This window comes from Staphylococcus arlettae (assembly GCF_002902345.1).
In the GTDB taxonomy this organism is placed as follows: Bacteria; Bacillota; Bacilli; order Staphylococcales; family Staphylococcaceae; genus Staphylococcus; species Staphylococcus arlettae.
The window spans coordinates 165,107-185,403 of record NZ_PPQB01000012.1 but is presented as its reverse complement, the minus strand read 5'-3'; the positions used below and the strand labels follow the sequence as shown (position 1 = coordinate 185,403).

Annotated in this window: 16 protein-coding genes, 1 pseudogene and 1 riboswitch; of the genes and pseudogenes, 12 read left to right on the top strand and 5 right to left on the bottom strand. The window is 33.3% G+C overall.

What is annotated here, in order from left to right:
- The first annotated feature begins 76 nt into the window (after window positions 1-76).
- On the top strand, window positions 77-1,288 hold the full coding sequence (locus CD036_RS06865; protein WP_002510700.1) for a CynX/NimT family MFS transporter: 1,212 nt from the start codon (window positions 77-79) through the stop codon (window positions 1,286-1,288).
- A gap of 339 nt (window positions 1,289-1,627) precedes the next feature.
- Here the strand turns inward: CD036_RS06865 and CD036_RS06860 are convergent, their stop codons facing one another.
- Window positions 1,628-2,845 (bottom strand): pyridoxal-phosphate-dependent aminotransferase family protein, encoded by a 1,218-nt coding sequence (locus tag CD036_RS06860; RefSeq protein WP_103388264.1) that lies wholly within the window; start codon window positions 2,843-2,845, stop codon window positions 1,628-1,630.
- 268 nt (window positions 2,846-3,113) lie between these two features.
- Between CD036_RS06860 and CD036_RS06855 the strand changes: the two genes are divergently transcribed.
- A complete protein-coding gene (locus tag CD036_RS06855) occupies window positions 3,114-3,602 on the top strand; it encodes a peptide-methionine (S)-S-oxide reductase (RefSeq protein WP_103388263.1) in 489 nt (162 codons plus the stop codon).
- A 17-nt stretch (window positions 3,603-3,619) separates the two neighbouring features.
- Here CD036_RS06855 and CD036_RS06850 read toward each other — a convergent pair whose 3' ends face one another.
- Window positions 3,620-4,009: a YbaN family protein gene (locus CD036_RS06850; protein WP_002510697.1), complete on the bottom strand. Its 390-nt coding sequence runs from the start codon at window positions 4,007-4,009 to the stop codon at window positions 3,620-3,622.
- A gap of 238 nt (window positions 4,010-4,247) precedes the next feature.
- Here CD036_RS06850 and CD036_RS06845 point away from each other — a divergent pair, with 238 nt between their 5' ends.
- The 3 genes from CD036_RS06845 (at window position 4,248) to CD036_RS06840 (ending at window position 6,814) form a co-directional block, all read left to right on the top strand.
- Window positions 4,248-5,255 carry a PTS sugar transporter subunit IIC gene (locus CD036_RS06845; protein ID WP_103388262.1) on the top strand — a complete coding sequence of 336 codons (1,008 nt, stop codon included), beginning with the start codon at window positions 4,248-4,250 and terminating at the stop codon, window positions 5,253-5,255.
- A 93-nt stretch (window positions 5,256-5,348) separates the two neighbouring features.
- Window positions 5,349-5,454, top strand: a riboswitch (SAM riboswitch).
- Between the two features lie 69 nt (window positions 5,455-5,523).
- Window positions 5,524-5,685 (top strand): hypothetical protein, encoded by a 162-nt coding sequence (locus CD036_RS13155; protein WP_172606409.1) that lies wholly within the window; start codon window positions 5,524-5,526, stop codon window positions 5,683-5,685.
- A 373-nt stretch (window positions 5,686-6,058) separates the two neighbouring features.
- A complete protein-coding gene (locus tag CD036_RS06840) occupies window positions 6,059-6,814 on the top strand; it encodes a sulfite exporter TauE/SafE family protein (RefSeq protein WP_002510695.1) in 756 nt (251 codons plus the stop codon).
- Between the two features lie 168 nt (window positions 6,815-6,982).
- On the opposite strand, the gene CD036_RS06835 is transcribed toward CD036_RS06840, so the two are convergent.
- Window positions 6,983-7,651 (bottom strand): RluA family pseudouridine synthase, encoded by a 669-nt coding sequence (locus CD036_RS06835; protein ID WP_103388261.1) that lies wholly within the window; start codon window positions 7,649-7,651, stop codon window positions 6,983-6,985.
- Between the two features lie 284 nt (window positions 7,652-7,935).
- Between CD036_RS06835 and CD036_RS06830 the strand changes: the two genes are divergently transcribed.
- A complete protein-coding gene (locus tag CD036_RS06830) occupies window positions 7,936-8,892 on the top strand; it encodes a mechanosensitive ion channel (RefSeq protein WP_021459468.1) in 957 nt (318 codons plus the stop codon).
- A gap of 320 nt (window positions 8,893-9,212) precedes the next feature.
- On the opposite strand, the gene CD036_RS06825 is transcribed toward CD036_RS06830, so the two are convergent.
- Window positions 9,213-10,037, bottom strand: coding sequence for an AraC family transcriptional regulator (locus CD036_RS06825; RefSeq protein ID WP_021459467.1), 825 nt, complete (start codon window positions 10,035-10,037; stop codon window positions 9,213-9,215).
- Between the two features lie 180 nt (window positions 10,038-10,217).
- On the opposite strand from CD036_RS06825, the gene melB reads away from it, so the two are divergent.
- The 6 genes from melB to CD036_RS06800 all read left to right on the top strand — a co-directional run bounded on the left by melB (window position 10,218) and on the right by CD036_RS06800 (window position 18,806).
- Window positions 10,218-11,630, top strand: a complete 1,413-nt coding sequence (gene melB, locus CD036_RS06820; protein ID WP_021459466.1) for a melibiose:sodium transporter MelB — start codon at window positions 10,218-10,220, stop codon at window positions 11,628-11,630.
- Entirely contained in the window at window positions 11,627-14,623 is a 2,997-nt protein-coding gene (locus CD036_RS06815) for a glycoside hydrolase family 2 TIM barrel-domain containing protein (RefSeq protein WP_103388260.1), read from the top strand. Before melB ends, CD036_RS06815 begins: the two co-directional genes overlap by 4 nt.
- A gap of 144 nt (window positions 14,624-14,767) precedes the next feature.
- Window positions 14,768-15,739 (top strand): glycosyltransferase family 2 protein, encoded by a 972-nt coding sequence (locus CD036_RS06810; RefSeq protein WP_021459464.1) that lies wholly within the window; start codon window positions 14,768-14,770, stop codon window positions 15,737-15,739.
- Window positions 15,720-17,240, top strand: a complete 1,521-nt coding sequence (locus tag CD036_RS06805; RefSeq protein ID WP_103388259.1) for a hypothetical protein — start codon at window positions 15,720-15,722, stop codon at window positions 17,238-17,240. Before CD036_RS06810 ends, CD036_RS06805 begins: the two co-directional genes overlap by 20 nt.
- A 264-nt stretch (window positions 17,241-17,504) precedes the next feature.
- A complete protein-coding gene (locus tag CD036_RS13150; protein WP_021459462.1) occupies window positions 17,505-17,681 on the top strand; it encodes a hypothetical protein in 177 nt (58 codons plus the stop codon).
- A gap of 201 nt (window positions 17,682-17,882) precedes the next feature.
- Window positions 17,883-18,806, top strand: coding sequence for an AEC family transporter (locus tag CD036_RS06800; RefSeq protein WP_002509907.1), 924 nt, complete (start codon window positions 17,883-17,885; stop codon window positions 18,804-18,806).
- A gap of 76 nt (window positions 18,807-18,882) precedes the next feature.
- Here the strand turns inward: CD036_RS06800 and CD036_RS06795 are convergent.
- Window positions 18,883-20,220 (bottom strand): annotated as a pseudogene (locus tag CD036_RS06795) (gluconate:H+ symporter).
- Window positions 20,221-20,297: the final 77 nt, after the last annotated feature.

The window sequence follows — 20,297 nt, the reverse complement described above, 5'->3', positions numbered from 1 at the left end:
TTTGTTTGTTCGGTTCGTTGCCTTTTATTAGCAGTGTTAAAAAATAATGTAATATTTTATAGAAAGGTGGTATAAGATGAGTGAACCCTATAAAGTACATAGAATAAAAGAAAATTGGGGTGTGATTTTAGCAATTATCTTTATTGCGTCCACATTGCGTGCACCTTTGACTTCTGTTGGTCCAGTTGTTGGAGAAATAAAACATGTGTTGGACATCAATAACAGTGTTGCTGGCGTCTTAACCACCATCCCGTTGCTTATTTTTGCTATTGTATCACCACTGGTTTCGAAAGTAACTGCACGTTTAACGATGTCTCGCACAATATTGTTCTCTACGATTTTATTAATCATTGCCTTAATATTACGTGTTGCAGGCGATATTAATATCTTTATTATTGGCACAATATTATTAGGGATTGCTATTGCTTTTGGTAATGTAGTATTACCGAGCTATGTGAAGTGGTATTTTCCATTACAAATTGGAGTAGCTACAGGTATTTATAGTGGCACGATGAATTTCACTGCCGGATTAGGTGGTGGTTTAAGTGTTCCATTATCAGACATGTCTCCTTTAGGCTTTAGATTATCTTTATCATTTTGGATAATCTTAGCGATTATTGCGATTATTTTATGGATACCTAAAGCAAAAAATGGTGCTAAGTTGGAACGCACAACTGTAGACCATACTACTACAAGCAAACCGCATAAAGTCAATATTGCACGTTCTAAGTTGGCGTGGATGGTTGCTTTAACGATGGGTTTTCAATCTATGGTTTTTTATACGGTAGTGGCGTGGGTACCATCTATTTTAATTGATAGAGGTCTTGATCCATCTACAGCAGGTTACTTGTTTATGCTCAATCAATTTTCACAAGTGCCTATGACGTTTACGTTCCCAATCATTGCCTCTAAGTTAAAGGATCAACGTATTTTAGTTGTCATTATTACGTTGTTATTCTTAATAGGCTTTAGCTTATTCTTTACGCAGTCGCTCGTATTATTAGTTATAGGTATAATTATTGCAGGTCTTGCAATGGGTGCTTGTTTCAGTTTATGTATGACGTTCTTCTCTATTAGAGCACGTACAGGTGATGGCAGTATTGCCTTATCAGGATTTGGACAGTCTGTCGGTTATTTAATTGCGGCAATTGGTCCTTTCTTTATAGGTTATTTACATGACGTTACTGGTGGTTGGAATTCAGGCATTATCGCTTTATTAATAATGGCATTGTGTTTCTTTATCTTTGGTTACCCTGCCTCAAAAAATAGAGTAGTTGAAGATAATTAATGAGTTGAAATGAAAAAAACTCAACCATACATTTAGTTATGGTTGAGCTCAGACTGTCGACAAAGTCTCTGACTTTGTGGGCAGTTTTTTTATGCACGCTTTCCGAGGGCACTGACTCAACCTGTAGTCTTCGGCTAGTGCTATTCCCGCAGGAGTTGGCATAAATTACTGCTAATCTATAGAAAGGTGAACTAATATTTAAGGTCGCTTACTAACAAAAAATTATATATAGAAAATAAACAACCCCTTCGCAAATTAATGCGAAGGGGTGTCTACGTTCTGAGGGCAACGATATTAGTTATAGTTGAGCTTTTATTGATGTAGTGTGTGTTTAAATAATTAATGATTGTCGTAGTAGTTTATTAAAGTATCCATCGCTTTAGTTGGGTCAATTCCTGTAACCCCTTGTTGACTCAAATACAGTGAAAATACAGAAAGGAATGTTAAAATATTTTGTTTGTTTACGGCATAACCCATTAGGCCGATACGCCAAATCTTACCAGATAAGTCACCAAATGAACCTGCGATTTCGATACCATAATTACGCAACAAACCATCTCTAAAAGCAGCATCATCAATGCCTTCTGGGATGTTGACACAAATAACCATTTTCATTTCATTGTCACTATCACCAAATATGTCCAATCCTAAAGCTTCTAAGGCAGCTTTTAAGCCACGATGATGATACTCATGACGCTGTGCACGTGCTTCAACACCCTCTGATAAGGCTAACTTCAATCCAACATTCAAACCATAAATAGCTGTGGTAGCTTCTGTGTGATGATTTAAACGTTTAGGGCTCCAATAGTCTTGTAATTGTGTTAAATCTAAGTAGTTGCTACGTATAAAATGATCTTGTTCGGTAGTTTCACCAGAGCGAATACCTAATTCAACACGTTTACGCTTATTAATTTCTTCACTAAAACGTTCATTAAAAGTGATAGGTGTGATGCCTGAAGGTATAGATAAACATTTTTGAGCACCACCAACTACAGCATCAAGCTGCCATTTATCAACAGGAATGACTGCACCTTGATAGGTAGCTACAGCATCAACGACAGAGAAGATTCCACGTTCTTTACACGCTTGACCAATTTTGTCGATTGGCTGTAAGCGACCTGTAGATGTTTCGCCGTGAACGATTGCCAACACACTCGGTTGATACTTATCAAGCGCTGCAATAATCTCTTCTTGAGCGAATACTTCACCCATTGGCTTGTGAATATTATGTACAATACCGCCAGCACGGGTAACTAACTCTGTAAACAAATAGCCAAAACGGCCGATGATTGGAACAAGTACTTCATCGCCTGGTTTCACGATGCTTGAAATAACAGCTTCTAAGCCTGAACGACTCGTGCCATCAATTGGAAATGACCATTGATTTGTTGTTAAAAATGACTGACGGATGAGCTCCATCGTTTCATTCATAATTTCTACGAATTCATAATCAAATTGTCCTAATATAGAATTAGACATTGCTTGAGACACTCTTGGGTCAACGCTTACAGGTCCAGGAGTCATAATTAATCTCTTGTTGATTTTTAAATCATCCATGTTTAAAACCTCATTTTCTTTAAATTGTGTCATCATATATTATAACGAATAGTTTTGGAGTTTTATTCGTTTAATGTGATGAAATTTTTATGCTAATTTGTGCGAATATTACAAAAATTCGTCATTATCAACAATTATTACTCTAGCATCTATAATTTTGATTTTCATGTATTTCAGTTTACAATAAGTTGAAATAGTTGAGTACAGTTTACAACAAACATTTAACGTTTGGAGATATACCATAGTAACTTAAGAGGAGGACGGCAATTTGGAAGTTGTTTATTTAGCGGGTGGTTGTTTATGGGGTGTACAAGCTTTTGTACAAACATTACCAGGAGTCGTTGAGACGGAAGCGGGCCGCGCAAATGGCACTACACAAACGTTAGACAGCCCGTATGATGGCTACGTCGAATGTGTAAAAACAACATTTGATCCGACAAAAACATCAGTCGAAACTTTACTTTCACAATTATTTGAAATTATCGATCCTTATAGTGTAAACCAACAAGGTGATGATATAGGTGAAAAATATCGTACAGGTATCTATAGTGAAGATAGTACCCATTTACAAAGTGCTACTGAGTGGCTCACTAATAGAGCAGATTATGCGGAGATTGCAGTGGAAGTACAATTACTCAGTAATTATGTAAAAAGTGCTGAAATACATCAACATCATTTGGCCAAATATCCTAATGATTATTGTCATATACCTCAGACATTAATGTTGAAATATAAATCAACACAACGGTGGTCATAATAAGCACACTGTTGTGTTTAGTCATCAGTATTATACTCTTTAGGGAGTGTTTTAATAAATGCAAATAAGACTACCGTTTGGCACAGTAACATAAACGCTAAACCGACACGAATCGGTGTAATGTCTATGACAAAAATAGAAAATCCAACAACAATATAGACACTTATGAGCATTTTCAATTTTTGTTTCATCGTATAACCTTTATTCTCTTTGAAGCTCTGTATATAATTTTTATAAACTTTTGTAGCTACGAGCCAATTATGGAATTTATCTGAACTTTTGGCAAAGCATAGTACAGCCAATAAAATAAACGGAGTGGTAGGTAATAAGGGTAATATAGAACCTAAAAAGCCTAAAATTGTGCACAAAATACCAAGGACTAATAATAGTGGTTTTAACAACTTCATAATATTTTACCCCTAATTTTAATGATAGTGATTCTCACTTATTTAAGTTTATTGAAGAGTTAGCAACATGTCAATGTTTCCACGTTTCTGTCAAAAATTCGTTGAAATATTAGAGGTCACTTCCTACGAAAGTTATACATATTATGATTTAATTACGTTTCATTAAAAACACACTTTTGATTGATGATTTGGGCTATAATCGTAGATACAGTCTAAGATAAATAAAGAGGGATTATAAATGAAAGCATATTTAAATAGATGGTTTATTGAAGCATTGAGCTATATGACACTCGGGTTGTTCGGCTCACTCATCATTGGCTTACTATTAAATACAATTGGTAAGCAGACAGTATGGCCACAAGTAGATTTGAGCTTTTTAGCACAAATTGGTGATGTAGCAATGAGTATGACGGGGGGCGCTATTGGTGCAGCCATCGCATATGGATTGAAATCTAAGCCACTAGTAATATTTTCTTGTGTCATCGTAGGTACATTAGGATATGATACATTTGGCGGTGGCCCAGTAGGAGCGTATATTGCTACGTTGGTAGTAGTAGAAATAAGTCGTTTTTATGCTAGTAAAACAAAAATTGACATTATCATTACTCCATTATTAACACTCATTATAGGAGGAGCGGTAGCTAAAGTTTTAGGATCAGCTTTAAATGAATTTATGACATCATTAGGCAAAGTTATAAATATTGCTACAGGTCAGCAACCTTTAGTGATGGGAATTATTGTAGCTGTAATATTTGGTTTGACGTTAACTGCTCCAATTTCTAGTGCGGCTTTAGCATTAATGCTTGATTTGAGCGGATTGGCAGCGGGCGCAGCGACGATTGGTTGTTCTGCACAAATGGTAGGTTTTGCTGTTAATGGATTTAAAGATAATCGCTGGAGTGGACTTATCTCTGTTGGCATAGGTACGAGTATGCTACAAGTACCAAATATTATTAAAAATCCAATGATTTTATTACCACCAACATTAGCGAGTGCTATCGTGGCTCCACTCATGACCTTATGGTTTCCAATGACAAATAATGCAGCAGGTGCAGGTATGGGGACAAGTGGTTTAATAGGACAAATTATGACGATACATACGATGGGTTCTTCACTAAATACATGGGTATTAATTCTAGCATTTCACATTGTTTTACCAATCATCGTGAGCTATACAATTTATTCTATTTGTGTGCGCCGAAATTGGATAAAAGACGGAGACCACCGATTACAAACTGTAGAGTAAAGCAATGTGCCACATAGAAAAATGCGTTATACAAGCAAATAACTTACATAAAGATAAAATTTCATGTAAGCTAAATATAAATAAATATAGTTCGTCTTATTGAGAGTGAGTGAAGGGAATTGGCCCTATGATACTCCGGCAACAGCATTATTTGATGCGATGTGCCAAATCCAACAGGTAGTAACCTGAATGATAAGAAGATGTGTGGAAAGCTCTTCTTATTAATAGAAGAGCTATTTTTATTAATTTATAATTAGGTGGTAATAACATGTCTACATTGAACGAGCTATTTCAGCAATTAAATTACTGGAAGTCTTATAAACCGGTGAATACAGCAAGCAGTATTTTACGAGTTAATAAAATTAGACAATACGAAAATAAAATTAGTGCACATATTTATGCTAAATTCAATATGAATGATGAAAGCTAATAAAGAAAAGAGGCTGGGACAAGATTGATTCGTCCTAGTCTCTTGCATATTGGCAGTAGCTGACTGCATTGAAAATGCGCTTTAAACCAAGCTTTTTTCAACGCTAGTCATCCTTGCCGGGGTGGGACGACGAAATCAATTTTTTCAAAATCAGATTTCTGTCCCACTCCCTTTTATTGTGTGTCACGAAAGTATTTGAAAATAATCTGTGTGCATTTGATGAAGTGCCGGCAATTTAATATAATTAAAGTAATGTTAGAAACAATATAGAAAGGAGAACAGTAATGAAGTGTGATCAACAATTAAATAATAAAATTACTGTGACCCATTTACGTATATCGGAAAGCTCAATTCAATCTTTGGTGAACAATAAATGACCATTATACTTGTGATGTTGTTTATAGGTGCGTTTGGTGGATTTATTTCTGGTTTAGTGGGCATAGGTGGCGCTATTATTATTTATCCTATTTTGTTATTTATTCCACCATTATTAGGCTTACCTGAATACAGTGCTTATGTAGCATCAGGTTTAACAGCTGTCCAAGTGTTTTTTAGCACACTTAGTGGCAGTATTAAAGCAGCGACACGACCCGATTTCACACCTTCTTTAGTGTTACAGATGGGTGTGGGTATGATTATTGGAAGTACCGTTGGAGCGATTTGTGCCAATTTATTAAACGAAAATTTTGTGAATATCGTTTACATTATTATAGCTTTGCTAGCGTTATGTTTAATGTTTATAGAACCTAAACATAATCGATATCATAAGTCTTATAACCAATTACTATTAATGTTTTTAGGTGGAGTAATCGGACTTATTTCAGGTATTGTTGGTGCAGGTGGCGCATTTATTATTATTCCAGTATTACTTGTTATTTTTAAACTGCCAATGAAACAAGTTGTTGCTAATAGTATAGTTATTGCCTTTATTTCTTCAATCGGAGCCTTTGGGGTTAAATTATTTCAAGGATTTATCCCTTTTGAGGAAGCACTTGGTTTAATTATCGGAAGTATAATTTTCGCTCAAGTTGGTATGAAAGTCGGCCAAAAAACACCAAGTAAGATCCAAAGTTTAATAATTATTGTATTTATAGTTATTGCGATTATCCAAATTTTAATGAATTTATAGGTCAAAGGTTCTTTGAAGCGTATCTCTAACAGTCAAGTACAGTTGAGAAACGGCTAAAGCACACCACAAATACGGTTATTGACTTGCCGTTATACTCTTGACGAAGGCTAACGGCTGTCTACAATCTGAAAAGCGTATGTACAAACATTTACTGTTGTACATACGCTTTTATAATAACTGTTCCCACAATCTTCCGGAAGGTCGTGAGTTTACTGTGATAATTTCATCTTTGGTAGGGTGTTTAACACTAAGTTCGGATGCCCATAACGCAATTTGTTGACCGTGTTTATTGACGTGTTGACCATACTTTTGGTCACCGTATAAAGGTAACCCTTGGTTCGCAAATTGTACTCTTATTTGGTGGGATCGACCCGTATGTAATTTTACTTTTACTAGGCTTTTATTGTTGACTGTGCGTAACAATTGATAATCGAGTATTGCCTGTTTCGCCTGTTTATTTTTCGGTGTACTTACATAGACGATGTTTTTAGTACGATCTTTCCATAAGTAATCCGTTAATTTGCCAGTTTGTTGTAATGGTTGACCGTGTATAATCGCTAAATAAGTTCTGTAAATTTTTTGTTTTCTTAGTTCATTTGCTAATCTTGAAGCGGCTTTTGAGGTCTTAGCGAATACCATAGCGCCACCTACTGGGCGGTCTAAACGATGGACTAATCCAAGATATACGGCGCCTGGTTTATTATATTTATTTTTAATGTACTTTTTTAATATAGTTAATAAGTCTTCATCTCTCGAATTATCAGCTTGTACAGGCACATTGATTGGTTTTTCTACCATTAATAAATGATTGTCCTCATAAAGCACATCAATATCCATGTTATACCTCCTTGTGACATACGCACGATATAAAAATACTGTTTTATTTTATTTTTTTTATAAAAACAAAGTAGGTTTTATTTAAAATTGCATTAATATATGATAATAGCAAACAAGTTATTAAACTTCAATATCCATTTATATAAATAAACAATATAAGTTTGAAAATATAAACATAATCCATTATTTTTATATAATTAATGAAATAAGGGTAAAAAACTTTATAATTGTATGATTAATTATTTCTTGCTAGGGTATCTTGTCTTAAAAAGGAGGTAATTCTCATGAGTAAAATAATAGATTCTTTAATGGGTGCTTTAGATAGCATCATAGCATTTTTACCAAACCTGATAGGTGCCATTATCTTATTACTTATTGCATGGATTATTGCAGTAATTGTGAAGAAAGTAATTGTTAAAGCTTTAGGTGCCTTAGGTTTTGAAGCTTGGTTACAAAAGAAAGGACTGGTAGATGCCGATAGTGGTAAATCTGAGTCCGAAGGGATTATTCAAACATTTGGTAAATTAGCATATTTCTTAGTATTTTTACTCTTTTTACCATCTGTATTTGATCAATTAAATATGAAGTCTGTATCAAACCCAATCAAGGGTATGATGACTAGTATTTTTGAATTTGCACCTAAAATTATCGTTGCTGTAATTATTTTAGTATTAGGTATTTTTATTGCCAAAGTGTTGGGCACTTTAGTGAAAAATATACTTAGCGGATTCAATGTTAGTCGCTTTAACAAATATGTTAATTTTGGCGATAATAAAGAAAGTATTGATATTCCAGTAGCAGTAGGTTGGGTTATTACAACACTAATCGGCATATTCTTTACGGTTCAAGCATTGAACACGGTTAATTTATCAGTGCTAAACCAAATTGGTGAAGCTATTATAGGTTACTTACCTTTAGTTATTTCCGGGGCAATTATTTTAGCATTAGGATTTATTGGTGGTAATTTATTAGCTAAACTTATTAACAAGTCTACAGGCAATGCGATGTTAGCTGAAATTGTTAAATATTTAGTGATTATCGTATCTGTCTTTATGACATTAGACCAGTTAAACTTTGCGCAAAGTATAGTAAATGTAGCATTCTTATTAATCTTGGGTGCAGTTTCGGTAGCATTTGCGATTGCATTTGGTATCGGTGGTAAATCATTTGCTGAGAAACAATTAAATAAATTCTCAGAGAAAATTGAAAGTAAAAATGACCAGCATGATTCAAACAAATAAATAAAGATTATGAGCTACCATCCTAATTTAGTTGTGGATGGTAGCTTCAAACTGTCGACAAGGTTACTGACTTTGTTGGCAGTTTTTTTGTCCACGCTTTCAGCGGGTACCGCCTCAACTTATAGTCTTCGGCTTGTGCTTGTCCCGCAGGAGTTGGCACAAAGCCCTGCCAATATATAGAAAAGTGCTTAGGATAACTAATATTTAAGGTCTGTTTACGGACAATAAACCAAGAGGCTATAGACTATAATATATGTCTGGTGCTTCAAAATGCATAATATCTCTCTTATTGAGTAACTGAACATTCACTTTTTGATATTTTAACCGTTATAATTTCTATAATTTGTAGCAGTCATTTCAAAGTGTTGTTTGAAGTTTTTAGAAAAAAGTAAGGGGTCTTGGTAACCTACATTTTCTGCAATTTGTTTAATTGGTAGGTTCGTTTGTTTTAATAGTTCGCTTGCATGATACATTCGAATATATGTTAAATATGATTTGGGTGAAACATCAAAGCTTTTTTTAAATAATTTATATAGGTAACTGCGAGTGAGATTGGCGTACTGTGCTACATCAGTAATTTGAATGTTTTTATAATAGTTATTATTTATATATTGAATCGCTTTTTGCATATCTTGATTAATAATATTTACTGAAGTTGTATAGCTTTTAGGGAACTGTGCTTGTAATTGATATACGAGCTTATATAAATATTGTAATAATAAAATATCATTCGAATTATTGCTTTCGATGCTACTTGAGAGCTCACAAGATTTACGTATAATAGCCTCTACTGCTTGCGTATCAGAGTTAGTAATGACTTTTTGATCAAATAATAAACTACGATTTAAGTAATCTAATATTTGTTTACCACTCATGCCAACCCAATAGTACGTCCAAGGATTTTTGTATGAAGGATAGTATGATACCTCTTCGCCGTTTAAGAGTAAAAATAAATCTCCTTTATGCAATTCATATGTTTTACCGCCACATGAAAAATAACCACTACCTTCTGTAATAATATGCACCACAGCATCTTGATGTACTTGATATTGATATTTAGTATTTGGCACACCTTCTTCAATACCGCATTCACTAACATTCGCATCAATATGTATCTTTTTGAACTTTTTCCATAAAATTTGCATTTGTAACCTCCAACATCTTAATAATTTTGACAATATGTTTTTTAAAATACATTTTCTACTAAGTTTGGAAACATTTATCCATATAATAGCATCATTTGTCTATTTTCTGCTTTTATTAAGATTGATATTGTATTAATACATACAATGAAAGCGCTTAATTTAGAAGGAGGTCTACCACAAATGGAAAGACAATTAACAGGTTTTCAAAAATTTTCATTTGGTTTTGGTGCTGTCGGCAAAGATGCAATATTTAATATAGTAAGTATTTATTTTATGTTCTACAGCACAGATATATTAGGATTATCGCCAGCTTTTATAGGGGTGTTGTTATTTGTTGCTCGAATCTGGGATGCACTAAATGATCCGGTTATGGGCATCATCGTAGATAATACGAAAAATGAATTTGGGAAATTTAAAACATGGTTAGCCATAGGCACATTTATCAATGCGATAATTACTATTTTATTATTCACTAACTTTGATTTGCCAACGCTCGCAATGCATATTTACATATCTGTAATCTACATTGCTTGGGGGATGAGCTATACAATGATGGATATCCCATATTGGTCATGGTTACCCAATCTAACAAATAACCCTAGAGAGCGTGAAGTGGTTTCAGTCATTCCTAGATTTTTTGCTAGTCTTGCAGCATTTGTAGTTGGAACTTTTGGCTTAATGTTTATTCATAAATTAGGAGACGGTCTAGGAAATGGTAGTGACTCCGTTGGTATATTTGTGTTTGCTATTTTATGTAGTATTACTTTTATTATAACTATCGCTGTAACAGTCTTTTTTGTTCCAGAAGATAAAGAAATGGAAAAACAAAATAGTATTAAAGTTGGCTTTAAAGATTTGAAGCGTATTATATTTACAAACAAAGAATTATTAGCAATTATGGGAGTCTTATTAACATTTAATCTATGTATACAGACACTTAATGGGACGATTATTTATTACTTTAAATATGTCGTAGATGCTGAACATTTATTTTCAATTTTCAATGCAATGATTTTAGCTGAAATGGGTGGATTATTGTTATTACCATATGCCATCAGTTTGTTAAACAGAAGTAAGGTATTTAGTATAGCCATTGGACTTATTGTCAGTGGGTTATTAATTATTCTACTCTTTGGATATCTTGATCCGAAACAAGCAATATGGATTATTATAGGTGGCGGTATGTTGAGAATAGGTTCAGGTTTTATTATTGGTATCTCAACAGTAGCGTTAGCTGATGTTATTGATTATGGTGAAGTGAAATTTGGGCAACGCAATGAGAGTGTTATTAGCTCTACCAACACATTTTTAACTAAAACAGCACAAGCGTTAGCTTCTTTAATCGTTGGTGTTGGGTTATCAGTTTTAGGTTTTACACCTAATGTTGCGCAAACAGAAGGTACGGTGAATGGTATTCGAATTATGATTATTATTGCACCTGTAATATTCATTATTATAAGTGCCTTCCTATATCACAAAGCATTCAAGTTGAAAGGTGATTTTTTATACGATATTCAACACACATTGCAATTAAAACGACAAAGATCATTACAACAAAGGTTAAATAACAATGAAGGTGAGGGTACAAAATGATTATAGAACATTATCATGAAAATATGGCAGTACAAAACGTTAACTTAATGCCGAGAAGAGCTTATTATATACCGTTTAAGCATGCAGAAAATATAAGTGAAGACACACAGAGATTAGAAAGAGATAGTGTTACTAACTTAAATGGAGACTGGAATTTTGAATTCTTTGATTCATTACAAACATTTGAAGCTGCAGCTAAGCATCAATTGCAGCATACCAATGTCATTCCTGTACCATCTGTGTGGAATTTACATGGCTACGATACGCTACAATACTTAAATACACAATATCCTATACCATTCAATCCACCGAAAGTACCGAAAAAGAACCCATGTGGTTTCTATTCTAAGCATTTTACTATAGCAAATTATAATGCTGATAAAAAGTATCATTTAAATTTTGAAGGTGTGGATAACGCATTTTATTTATGGATTAATGAGCAATTTATTGGCTATAGTCAGATATCCCACGCCATTTCTGAATTTGATATTTCGGATGCCTTAGTGGAAAAAGATAATAAAATACAAGTACTCGTACTCAAGTGGTCAGATGGCACTTATTTTGAAAACCAAGATATGTTTAGACATTCGGGGATTTTTAGAGATGTATATATTTTAGAAAGAGCAACACAACGTGTCATTGATTTTAAAATAGAAACAGCAGTAGACGCGTCACTTGCCAATGCATATATAAATATTGGACAGCTAACATATCAAGGGTTATCACAAGCTAACGTAGCGTTATATCATCCTAACGGAGAATTATTATCCGAAACAGAAGTTAATGCGTCAACAAGTTTTAATGTCACACAACCTTTACTATGGTCGGCAGAACAACCTTATTTGTATGAACTAAGAATTACAACGCCTGAGGAAATAATTGTTCAAAAGGTTGGTATCCGTGAGGTTGAAATTAAAAATAATCAACTCTATGTCAATCATCAGTCAATAAAATTACGTGGTGCTAACTATCATGACAGTCATCCTCAGACGGGATATGTGATGGATAAACAACAATTTATACAAGATTTGCAGTTAATGAAAGCAGCCAATTTCAATGCTATCAGAACAGCGCATTATCCGAAATCACCGCTATTTTATGAACTGGCGGATTATTATGGCTTTTACGTTATGAGTGAAGCGGATTTAGAAACTCATGGTGTTGTAAGATTATACGGTGATGAAAATAATGATGATTATAATTTAATTGCAAATGATGAAGCATATGAAAAGCCAATTATTGAGCGCGTGGTAGCCTCTGTAATACCATTACAAAATTATAGTTGTATCATTTCTTGGTCACTCGGAAATGAATCTGGATTCGGCATTAATATTGAAAAAGCTGCGAGTGAAGTCAAAGCATTAGATAGCACACGTCCAATTCATTATGAAGGTGCATTATACCAAGAGGATAATAGGGACAATGATTTATCAAATATCGATATGATTAGTAGAATGTATGCGTCTCCTAGTGAAATCGAAAATAGGTATTTGACGAATGACCAGTTAGATAAACCTTTTGTGTTATGTGAATATGCGCATGCTATGGGCAATTCACCCGGAGATTTACAAGAGTACCATGACTTAATAGATCAATATGATAGTTTTATTGGTGGTTTTGTTTGGGAATGGAGTGATCACGGTATACATGTCGGTATGAAGGATGGTCAAGCAATTTTTAGATACGGTGGCGACTTTGGAGAAACTTTACATGATGGCAACTTTTGTGTAGATGGTATTGTATTCCCAAATAGAGAAGTGCATGAAAGTTATTATGAATTTCAACATGTCAATCGCCCTATAAAACTTATCTCGAATGATGGCTATGAACTACAGTTAAGAAATCAATTAGATTTTATAAATGTAGCTGATTATATTGACGTAGCATGTGTTATTACGTTTTTAGATAATACCCAAGAAGTGATTGAGCTTGATATTAAAGATTTCGCACCACATACATTATATTCAGTTGATGTAACGGAATTGACTAATGTTGAACAAATCAGTGATATACGACTGGATTATTATTTAAGCAATGATACTTTATTATTAGATACGCAAACTAAATTAGGGCACGACCAAGTGATATATCACAGACAAGATGTACTGAATGTTGCCCAAGATACTTCAAGTCAACCTTATATTATTGTAGATGATGCAGATGTCTTGGAAGTTAAACAAGAGGATAAAGTGTATAGTTTTAATAAAAATACAGGCATGTTATCACAAGTAGTAAAAGCACACAGAAGTATATTAGTTGGTAAAAGTGAGTTATGTTTATGGCGAGCTCCGATAGATAATGATGTTCAAGTGAGAAAATTATGGGAAGATGCAGGATACCATGATATTTTGACAGACGTTAACCACTACAGTGCACACTATCTCAATAATAAAGACGTAGAATTAGTATTTGATCTAGCAGTAGTGAGTAATGCCAAAGCACGTATTATGACTGGTAAAGTAAGTTGGACGATTCGTAACAATGGCAGCATAAATGTAAAACTTGAAGTTAACAAAAATCCAAGAATGCCGTTTTTACCACGCTTTGGTTTAGTATTTAAATTACAAGATACCTTCGAAGCGTTGAACTATTATGGCAATGGACCTTATGGCGCTTATCAAGATAAAGGGGTAGCAACGTACTTATCTTATTTTGATACTACGGTTACTCGCAACTTTGAACCACACATTTTGCCACAGGAAAACAGTAGTCATAATAATACGACTTATCTTCAAGTGTCTGATCATAAGTATGGCTTTACTTTTACAAGTGCAGAACCAATGAGTTTTAATGCTTCACATTATGCTGTTGCACAATTGACACATGCTACGCATAATGACCGATTAGAGCAAGAACCTATTACGTATGTGCACATAGATAAGTATCAAAGTGGTATTGGCTCTAATAGTTGTGGTCCAGAACTAGCCGAACGTTATCGTATTAACGACAATGACATACACTTTGAATTTAATCTTCAACTAAATGAATACTGATGAAAAAGATTACTGATGCTTTTGCACCAGTAATCTTTTTACATATTTAAAGTTATTTTTTACTTCATACTGATAAACTAGGTACCTTTAGTTGGCTATTCTATATAATTATGGCGATAAAGAAAGCATAAAGAGGTGTAAGATTTGTTTGTTAGAATACTAGTACCTTGTTTTAATGAAGCACCAGTATTGCATCATATGTATGACCAGTTAAGTGACATTTTGTCAGTTGATAGTCAATTACAACAGTATCAGTATGATATTTTGTTTGTAGATGATGGAAGCACAGATGACACTTTAACGATTATTAAACAGTATGCATCGATAAATCATAGAGTTAAATATATCTCATTTTCACGTAACTTTGGTAAGGAAGCGGCAATGTATGCAGGACTTAAGGAGAGTGACACAGTAGACGCAGTGGTGATTATTGATAGTGATTTACAACACCCACCAGAACTCATTCCTAAAATGATTAAAGCTTTTACACAAGGTTATCATCAAGTTGTGGCTTGCCGTGACAGAACTGGGGAACAGCAATGGAGAAAAAGACTGACTAAGTTATATTATGGAACAATTAATAGACTTATAGATGTTTCTTTAATGGATGGTGTGGGTGATTTTAGACTACTAAGTCAAAAAGCTGTTCACGCAGTGCTATCATTAAGCGAATATAATCGTTTTTCTAAAGGTATTTTTGCATGGATTGGTTTTGCACCTAAAGTTATACATTATCAAAACAAAATTAGAGTTAACGGTGTATCTAAATGGTCATTTAAGCAATTGTTCAATTATGCTATAGATGGATTATTATCATTTAATAATAAACCATTACGTTCGTTGATTTATATAGGAACATTGATTTTAATATTCAGTTTTATATATATTATTGTAAGTTTAGGGGATGCTGTCTTGTATGGTATACAGACGCCCGGTTATTTTACGACAATTTTTGCGATTACTTTTTTAGGAAGTATTCAACTGGTTTCTATTGGCATAATTGGAGAGTATATTGGTAGAATTTATTATGAGGTCAAGCATAGGCCTCTATATATCGTGAATACAACCAATTTATTAAAAGCCGAGGTAGCGAAAAATGAAAGTGTTAAGGAATAATAGTACTGTTATAACATTAACGCTGATTACCATATTTTATATTATTATGGCGTTCTTTTTACCTTTAACTCATGATGATTGGGAATGGTATAGCAAATATGGTATGCAAATGTTAGAAGAAAGATTTGCTAATTTAAATGGTCGGTATCTAGGCAACATCACTGAAATTATAGCGGTGCGTTATAACATCGTACGCTGGAGTACATATGTCATCATATGCTTAAGTCTCTTGATGGTCATGGTACGCTTTGTTGGACATCAAGTTTCCTCGATTTATTATGTAGTAGCTTTTATTTTAATGTTAATTATTCCAAGTGCGATTTATAAACAAACGTATGGTTGGTTTGCAGGATTTTATAATTATGTCCCATCAACGGTATGTGCCTTATTTATTATTTGGTATGTAACAACATTATTATTCTCGTCGCAACGAATCTCGCCAATACATCATGTGTTATTTTATGCATGTTGTGTGGTTGGACAATTATTTATGGAAAATATTACAGTTTTTCATATGCTTTTTTTAGCTTTAGCAGTTGTTACTTATATTATTTTATATCACAAGCTCAATGTGAAATTGTTAGTTGGTTTAGCATTGTCAAGCATAGGTACGCTGATCATGTTTTCCAATGCCAATTATCGCAAAATATTTTTTGAAGGTAGCGACTACCAAAATATTCCCCAAGAAATAAGTTTTGTCGAAACAATATATAAAACAGTGACATCTGTATTTACCCAATGGATGTTCTTTAATCAAATTGTGATAATACTTATTATAATTGTCTTAGCGTATTTATTATTAAATAAAAGTGCAGTTTTTCAATCGTTAAAGACTGTTAAGCAGTGGTCACTTTATATAGGGTTAGCCATATTGCCACTTTACTATTTTTGTATTTATCGTCAATTTGAATTATTTAATTACCAAACGATACACATTGTCAATATTGTTAATTTATTGATTTGTCTTATATTTGTTGTTTCATTAGGACTCACAATACACTATTCTATTAGCTCACAAGAAACGAAATTTACTATTTATGTTTTAATGCTGACGCTGGCTTTAGTATCTTTACCATTAGTAATTGTGTCACCTTTAGGTCCGAGGAACTTTTTTACAATTTATGGAATTTATGTCGTTATACTATTATTACTAGTGAAGCAATTGCATATTAAAATGCATATTATTCGTTCGTTAGTTATGGCAGTGGCCGTTATTTTAAGTGTCGTATTTATAAGTGTTTTTGGATATATTCATTATTATAATAGTGAACGTGTTGCTCAGTTGAAACATGACATTAAAGCACACCCTAAAAAGCATTCCTATGTTATGGAAAGGCTGCCTTTCGAAAACTATATGCAACATTCAATACCGAAAAGTCGTAAATATCAAAAGTATTTTAATTTATATTGGGACATACCAGAAAATACTCATGTGAAACATGTTCCATTTGGTTATAAAAAACAGCAAGTGCAAGCACGAGAAAGAGATGTTGAACAATAGCAACAATCAATAATGTATAATAGTTATTGAATGGCATTTGCATAAAGAAGTAAGTATTTTTTGTTAGAATTGATAATAGTACATTCTAGTTTGATTGTTACTAAATTTAGACAATTAAGCAGTTACCATAAGGAAATGTAGTATTTTTATTGTTATTTCAGCAGAGAACATGTAAATTTAACTTAAGGATCCATATCTATTAACAATGAACTGTTACGTTAATAGAGTCGTATCATTTCAAAGTGTTGATTGAGGTGAAGAATTATGATGTATATTGGTATTTTAATGCCTCTGTTAGTTATCGGTTTTATCGTAATGTCTGTATTAGAAGAGAAAAAGCATAGAAAACAAGATGCTGAAAAACAAGAACAACAAGAACAATTTGAGCAAGAACAACAAGAAAAAGCAGAGCTGCAAGACGACGATAAAGATGAGCATTAAATAATATGTATGTTAGAGGCATACTACCATATAACAGAAACACGACCCAGTTGGTGAGGGTCGTGTTTTTTTATTGCATTTTTAAAGGTAAATAGGAAAAATGAATAAGCTATGGCATAGTTTTTATGAAATAAGAAGTGTATGATAAAGGATAATGGATTTTATTTACAATGACCATCATATGAAAAAGGGGATACATATATGATTGAAATGTATTATATTTTACAAAACATCTTGCTACCAATATTTATTATGGTATTGCTTGGTTTTGTTTTACAAAAAAAATTCACCTTAGATTTAAACACGTTGGCTAAATTAAATATTTATGTATTTGTGCCAGGTTTTATTTTTGTAAAATTTTATCAGACTGATTTTGCATTGAAACTGTTATTGTACATCGTCATCTTTTTTATTATATACATATTTATTCTCTATATTATTGCAGAAGTGTTAACAAGACTTGGCAAAATGGAGAGAGGTAAAGCTACGACGCTTAAAAATAGCACTTTCTTTTTTAATTGCGGTAATTACGGCGTGCCTGTTAATGACTTAGTGTTTAAAGGGGATGCACTAGCAATGTCTGTACAAGTCATTATGTTATCGTTACAAAATATTTTTACGTTCTCTTATGGAATCTTTTCAATTCAATCATTACAAATAGGTAAATTGAAAGCAATGCTAGGTTATTTTAAAATGCCTGTGCTTTATGCGTTAGTGTTAGCATTAATTTTTAATTATAATGATATTCCTATTCCTAAATTTGTGTGGACGCCTGCTAACTATGTAGCAGATGCAATGATTGCGATTGCCTTAATTTTATTAGGCGGACAAATTGCCAAAATAAACTTCAGTTTAAAATGGTCTTCAGCTTATATTTTTATACTAATTCGTCTCGTTGCTGGTCCATTGATTGCTTTGGTTATTATTAAATTAATGGGTATAGACGGTATTGTAGGTCAAGCACTCTTCATCACGTCTGCGATGCCAACTTCTGTAAATAGTTCAGTTATCGCTCAAGAATATGATAACTATCCAGAAATGGCAGCACAATTAGTATTTTTATCAACACTCTTTAGTGCGCTAACAGTAGCAATAACTATTTATTTTTCACATATGTTATTTTAAATAACAGTAAAACACCACTCCGTATACAAGTAAATGTGTAGGAGTGGTGTTTTTGTTGTCTCTATTAAAATTTGTGTTAAATAAAGATATCTAAAATTAGCACTACAATAAGTCCAGTAATGGATGTTAAAAGAAGTGTTAGCCCCCAAGTTTTAAAGGTATCTTTAATAGAAATATTGAAATACTCTTTGAATAACCAAAATGAAGCGTCATTCACATGCGTAATTGTATTACTTCCCGTAGCTGTGGCTAAGACCATTAAAACTGGATTGACATTGAAAGTAGGAATTAAAGGACCGACAATTCCTGCGGCTGTAATCGCTGATACTACGCCTTGACCAGTTGCAATACGGATCAATGCAGTAATGAGCCAGGCCATAATAAGAGGTGAAATATTAGTGTCAGTCATCAGATTGGCAATATATTCACCAACATGGGCTTTTAATATAATTTCTTTAAAAGCACCACCAGCACCTACAATGAAAATAATGGTAGAAAGGCCTTTTAAACCGCTTTCAAATGACGACATCATAGTTTACATATTTTTTCCTTTACGTAGACCAAAGACGATAACTGCGATCATAATTGAAATTATTAAACTAATTTCAGCACTTCCGAAAAAGGTGATTATTTCATGTATGGCAGTATCCTCTGTAACAAACATACTTAAAATCGTAGAAATAGAAATTAAAATTGCTGGAATTAAAGGTACAATTAAACTTAAACGAAAGCTAAGCATCTCTGCTTCCGTAAAAACTTTATTTTTTTACAATAATGGTGGTACTGGATAATCTAATTTTTTTAACAATTTTGGGAAGAGTATTCCTGCGACTAAAACTCCGGGAATAAAGACAAGAATACCTAATAAATAAACCATCCCCATATCGGCGTTATAAGCATCAACTAACGCTGTTGGTCCCGCCTGTGGTGGAAAGAGACTATGGGACAATGTTGTAGCTGCAACCATAGTGATTCCTAATTTCATGAAAGGTGTTTTGGCTTCTACAGCAATACTAATTACTAAAGGTGCTAAAATCATAAATGCAACTTCATAAAAGACTGAAATACCAAATACAGCACCAATAATGATTAATGCCCACTGTACATTTTTTACCCCAAATTTAGAGATTAAAGTTGAAGCAATACGTTGTGCTGCGCCAGAATCAACCATAATTTTACCTAAGACAGCACCAAACCCAATGATTAATGCTAAACTTCCTAATGTTGATCCTAATCCATCTTTAACAGTATCTAATATAGTCATTGGTTTCATTCCGTTAATTAGACCAACGATAATAGCAGAAAATATAAGAGCTAATATACTATTTATTTTAAGTTTAATATTGATAAAGAGTAGGAATGCTACACCAATAATCAAAGATATTAGCGGCAAATGTTCACTCAATAATGACATGTAAACGTCCTCCTAATTTAATAATAAGTCATGTAAGCGTATTCAAATTACTCTATTATAAAAGATTTTCGAGAAAA

Bases quoted from the DNA above. Each gene is read 5' to 3' on its own strand.
- CD036_RS06865 (WP_002510700.1), top strand. From the start codon at position 77: ATGAGTGAACCCTATAAAGTACATAGAATAAAAGAAAATTGGGGTGTG.
- CD036_RS06860 (WP_103388264.1), bottom strand. From the start codon at position 2,845: ATGGATGATTTAAAAATCAACAAGAGATTAATTATGACTCCTGGACCT.
- CD036_RS06850 (WP_002510697.1), bottom strand. From the start codon at position 4,009: ATGAAGTTGTTAAAACCACTATTATTAGTCCTTGGTATTTTGTGCACA.
- CD036_RS06845 (WP_103388262.1), top strand. From the start codon at position 4,248: ATGAAAGCATATTTAAATAGATGGTTTATTGAAGCATTGAGCTATATG.
- CD036_RS13155 (WP_172606409.1), top strand. From the start codon at position 5,524: ATGTCTACATTGAACGAGCTATTTCAGCAATTAAATTACTGGAAGTCT.
- CD036_RS06840 (WP_002510695.1), top strand. From the start codon at position 6,059: ATGACCATTATACTTGTGATGTTGTTTATAGGTGCGTTTGGTGGATTT.
- CD036_RS06835 (WP_103388261.1), bottom strand. From the start codon at position 7,651: ATGGATATTGATGTGCTTTATGAGGACAATCATTTATTAATGGTAGAA.
- CD036_RS06830 (WP_021459468.1), top strand. From the start codon at position 7,936: ATGAGTAAAATAATAGATTCTTTAATGGGTGCTTTAGATAGCATCATA.
- CD036_RS06825 (WP_021459467.1), bottom strand. From the start codon at position 10,037: ATGCAAATTTTATGGAAAAAGTTCAAAAAGATACATATTGATGCGAAT.
- melB (WP_021459466.1), top strand. From the start codon at position 10,218: ATGGAAAGACAATTAACAGGTTTTCAAAAATTTTCATTTGGTTTTGGT.
- CD036_RS06815 (WP_103388260.1), top strand. From the start codon at position 11,627: ATGATTATAGAACATTATCATGAAAATATGGCAGTACAAAACGTTAAC.
- CD036_RS06805 (WP_103388259.1), top strand. From the start codon at position 15,720: ATGAAAGTGTTAAGGAATAATAGTACTGTTATAACATTAACGCTGATT.
- CD036_RS13150 (WP_021459462.1), top strand. From the start codon at position 17,505: ATGATGTATATTGGTATTTTAATGCCTCTGTTAGTTATCGGTTTTATC.
- CD036_RS06800 (WP_002509907.1), top strand. From the start codon at position 17,883: ATGATTGAAATGTATTATATTTTACAAAACATCTTGCTACCAATATTT.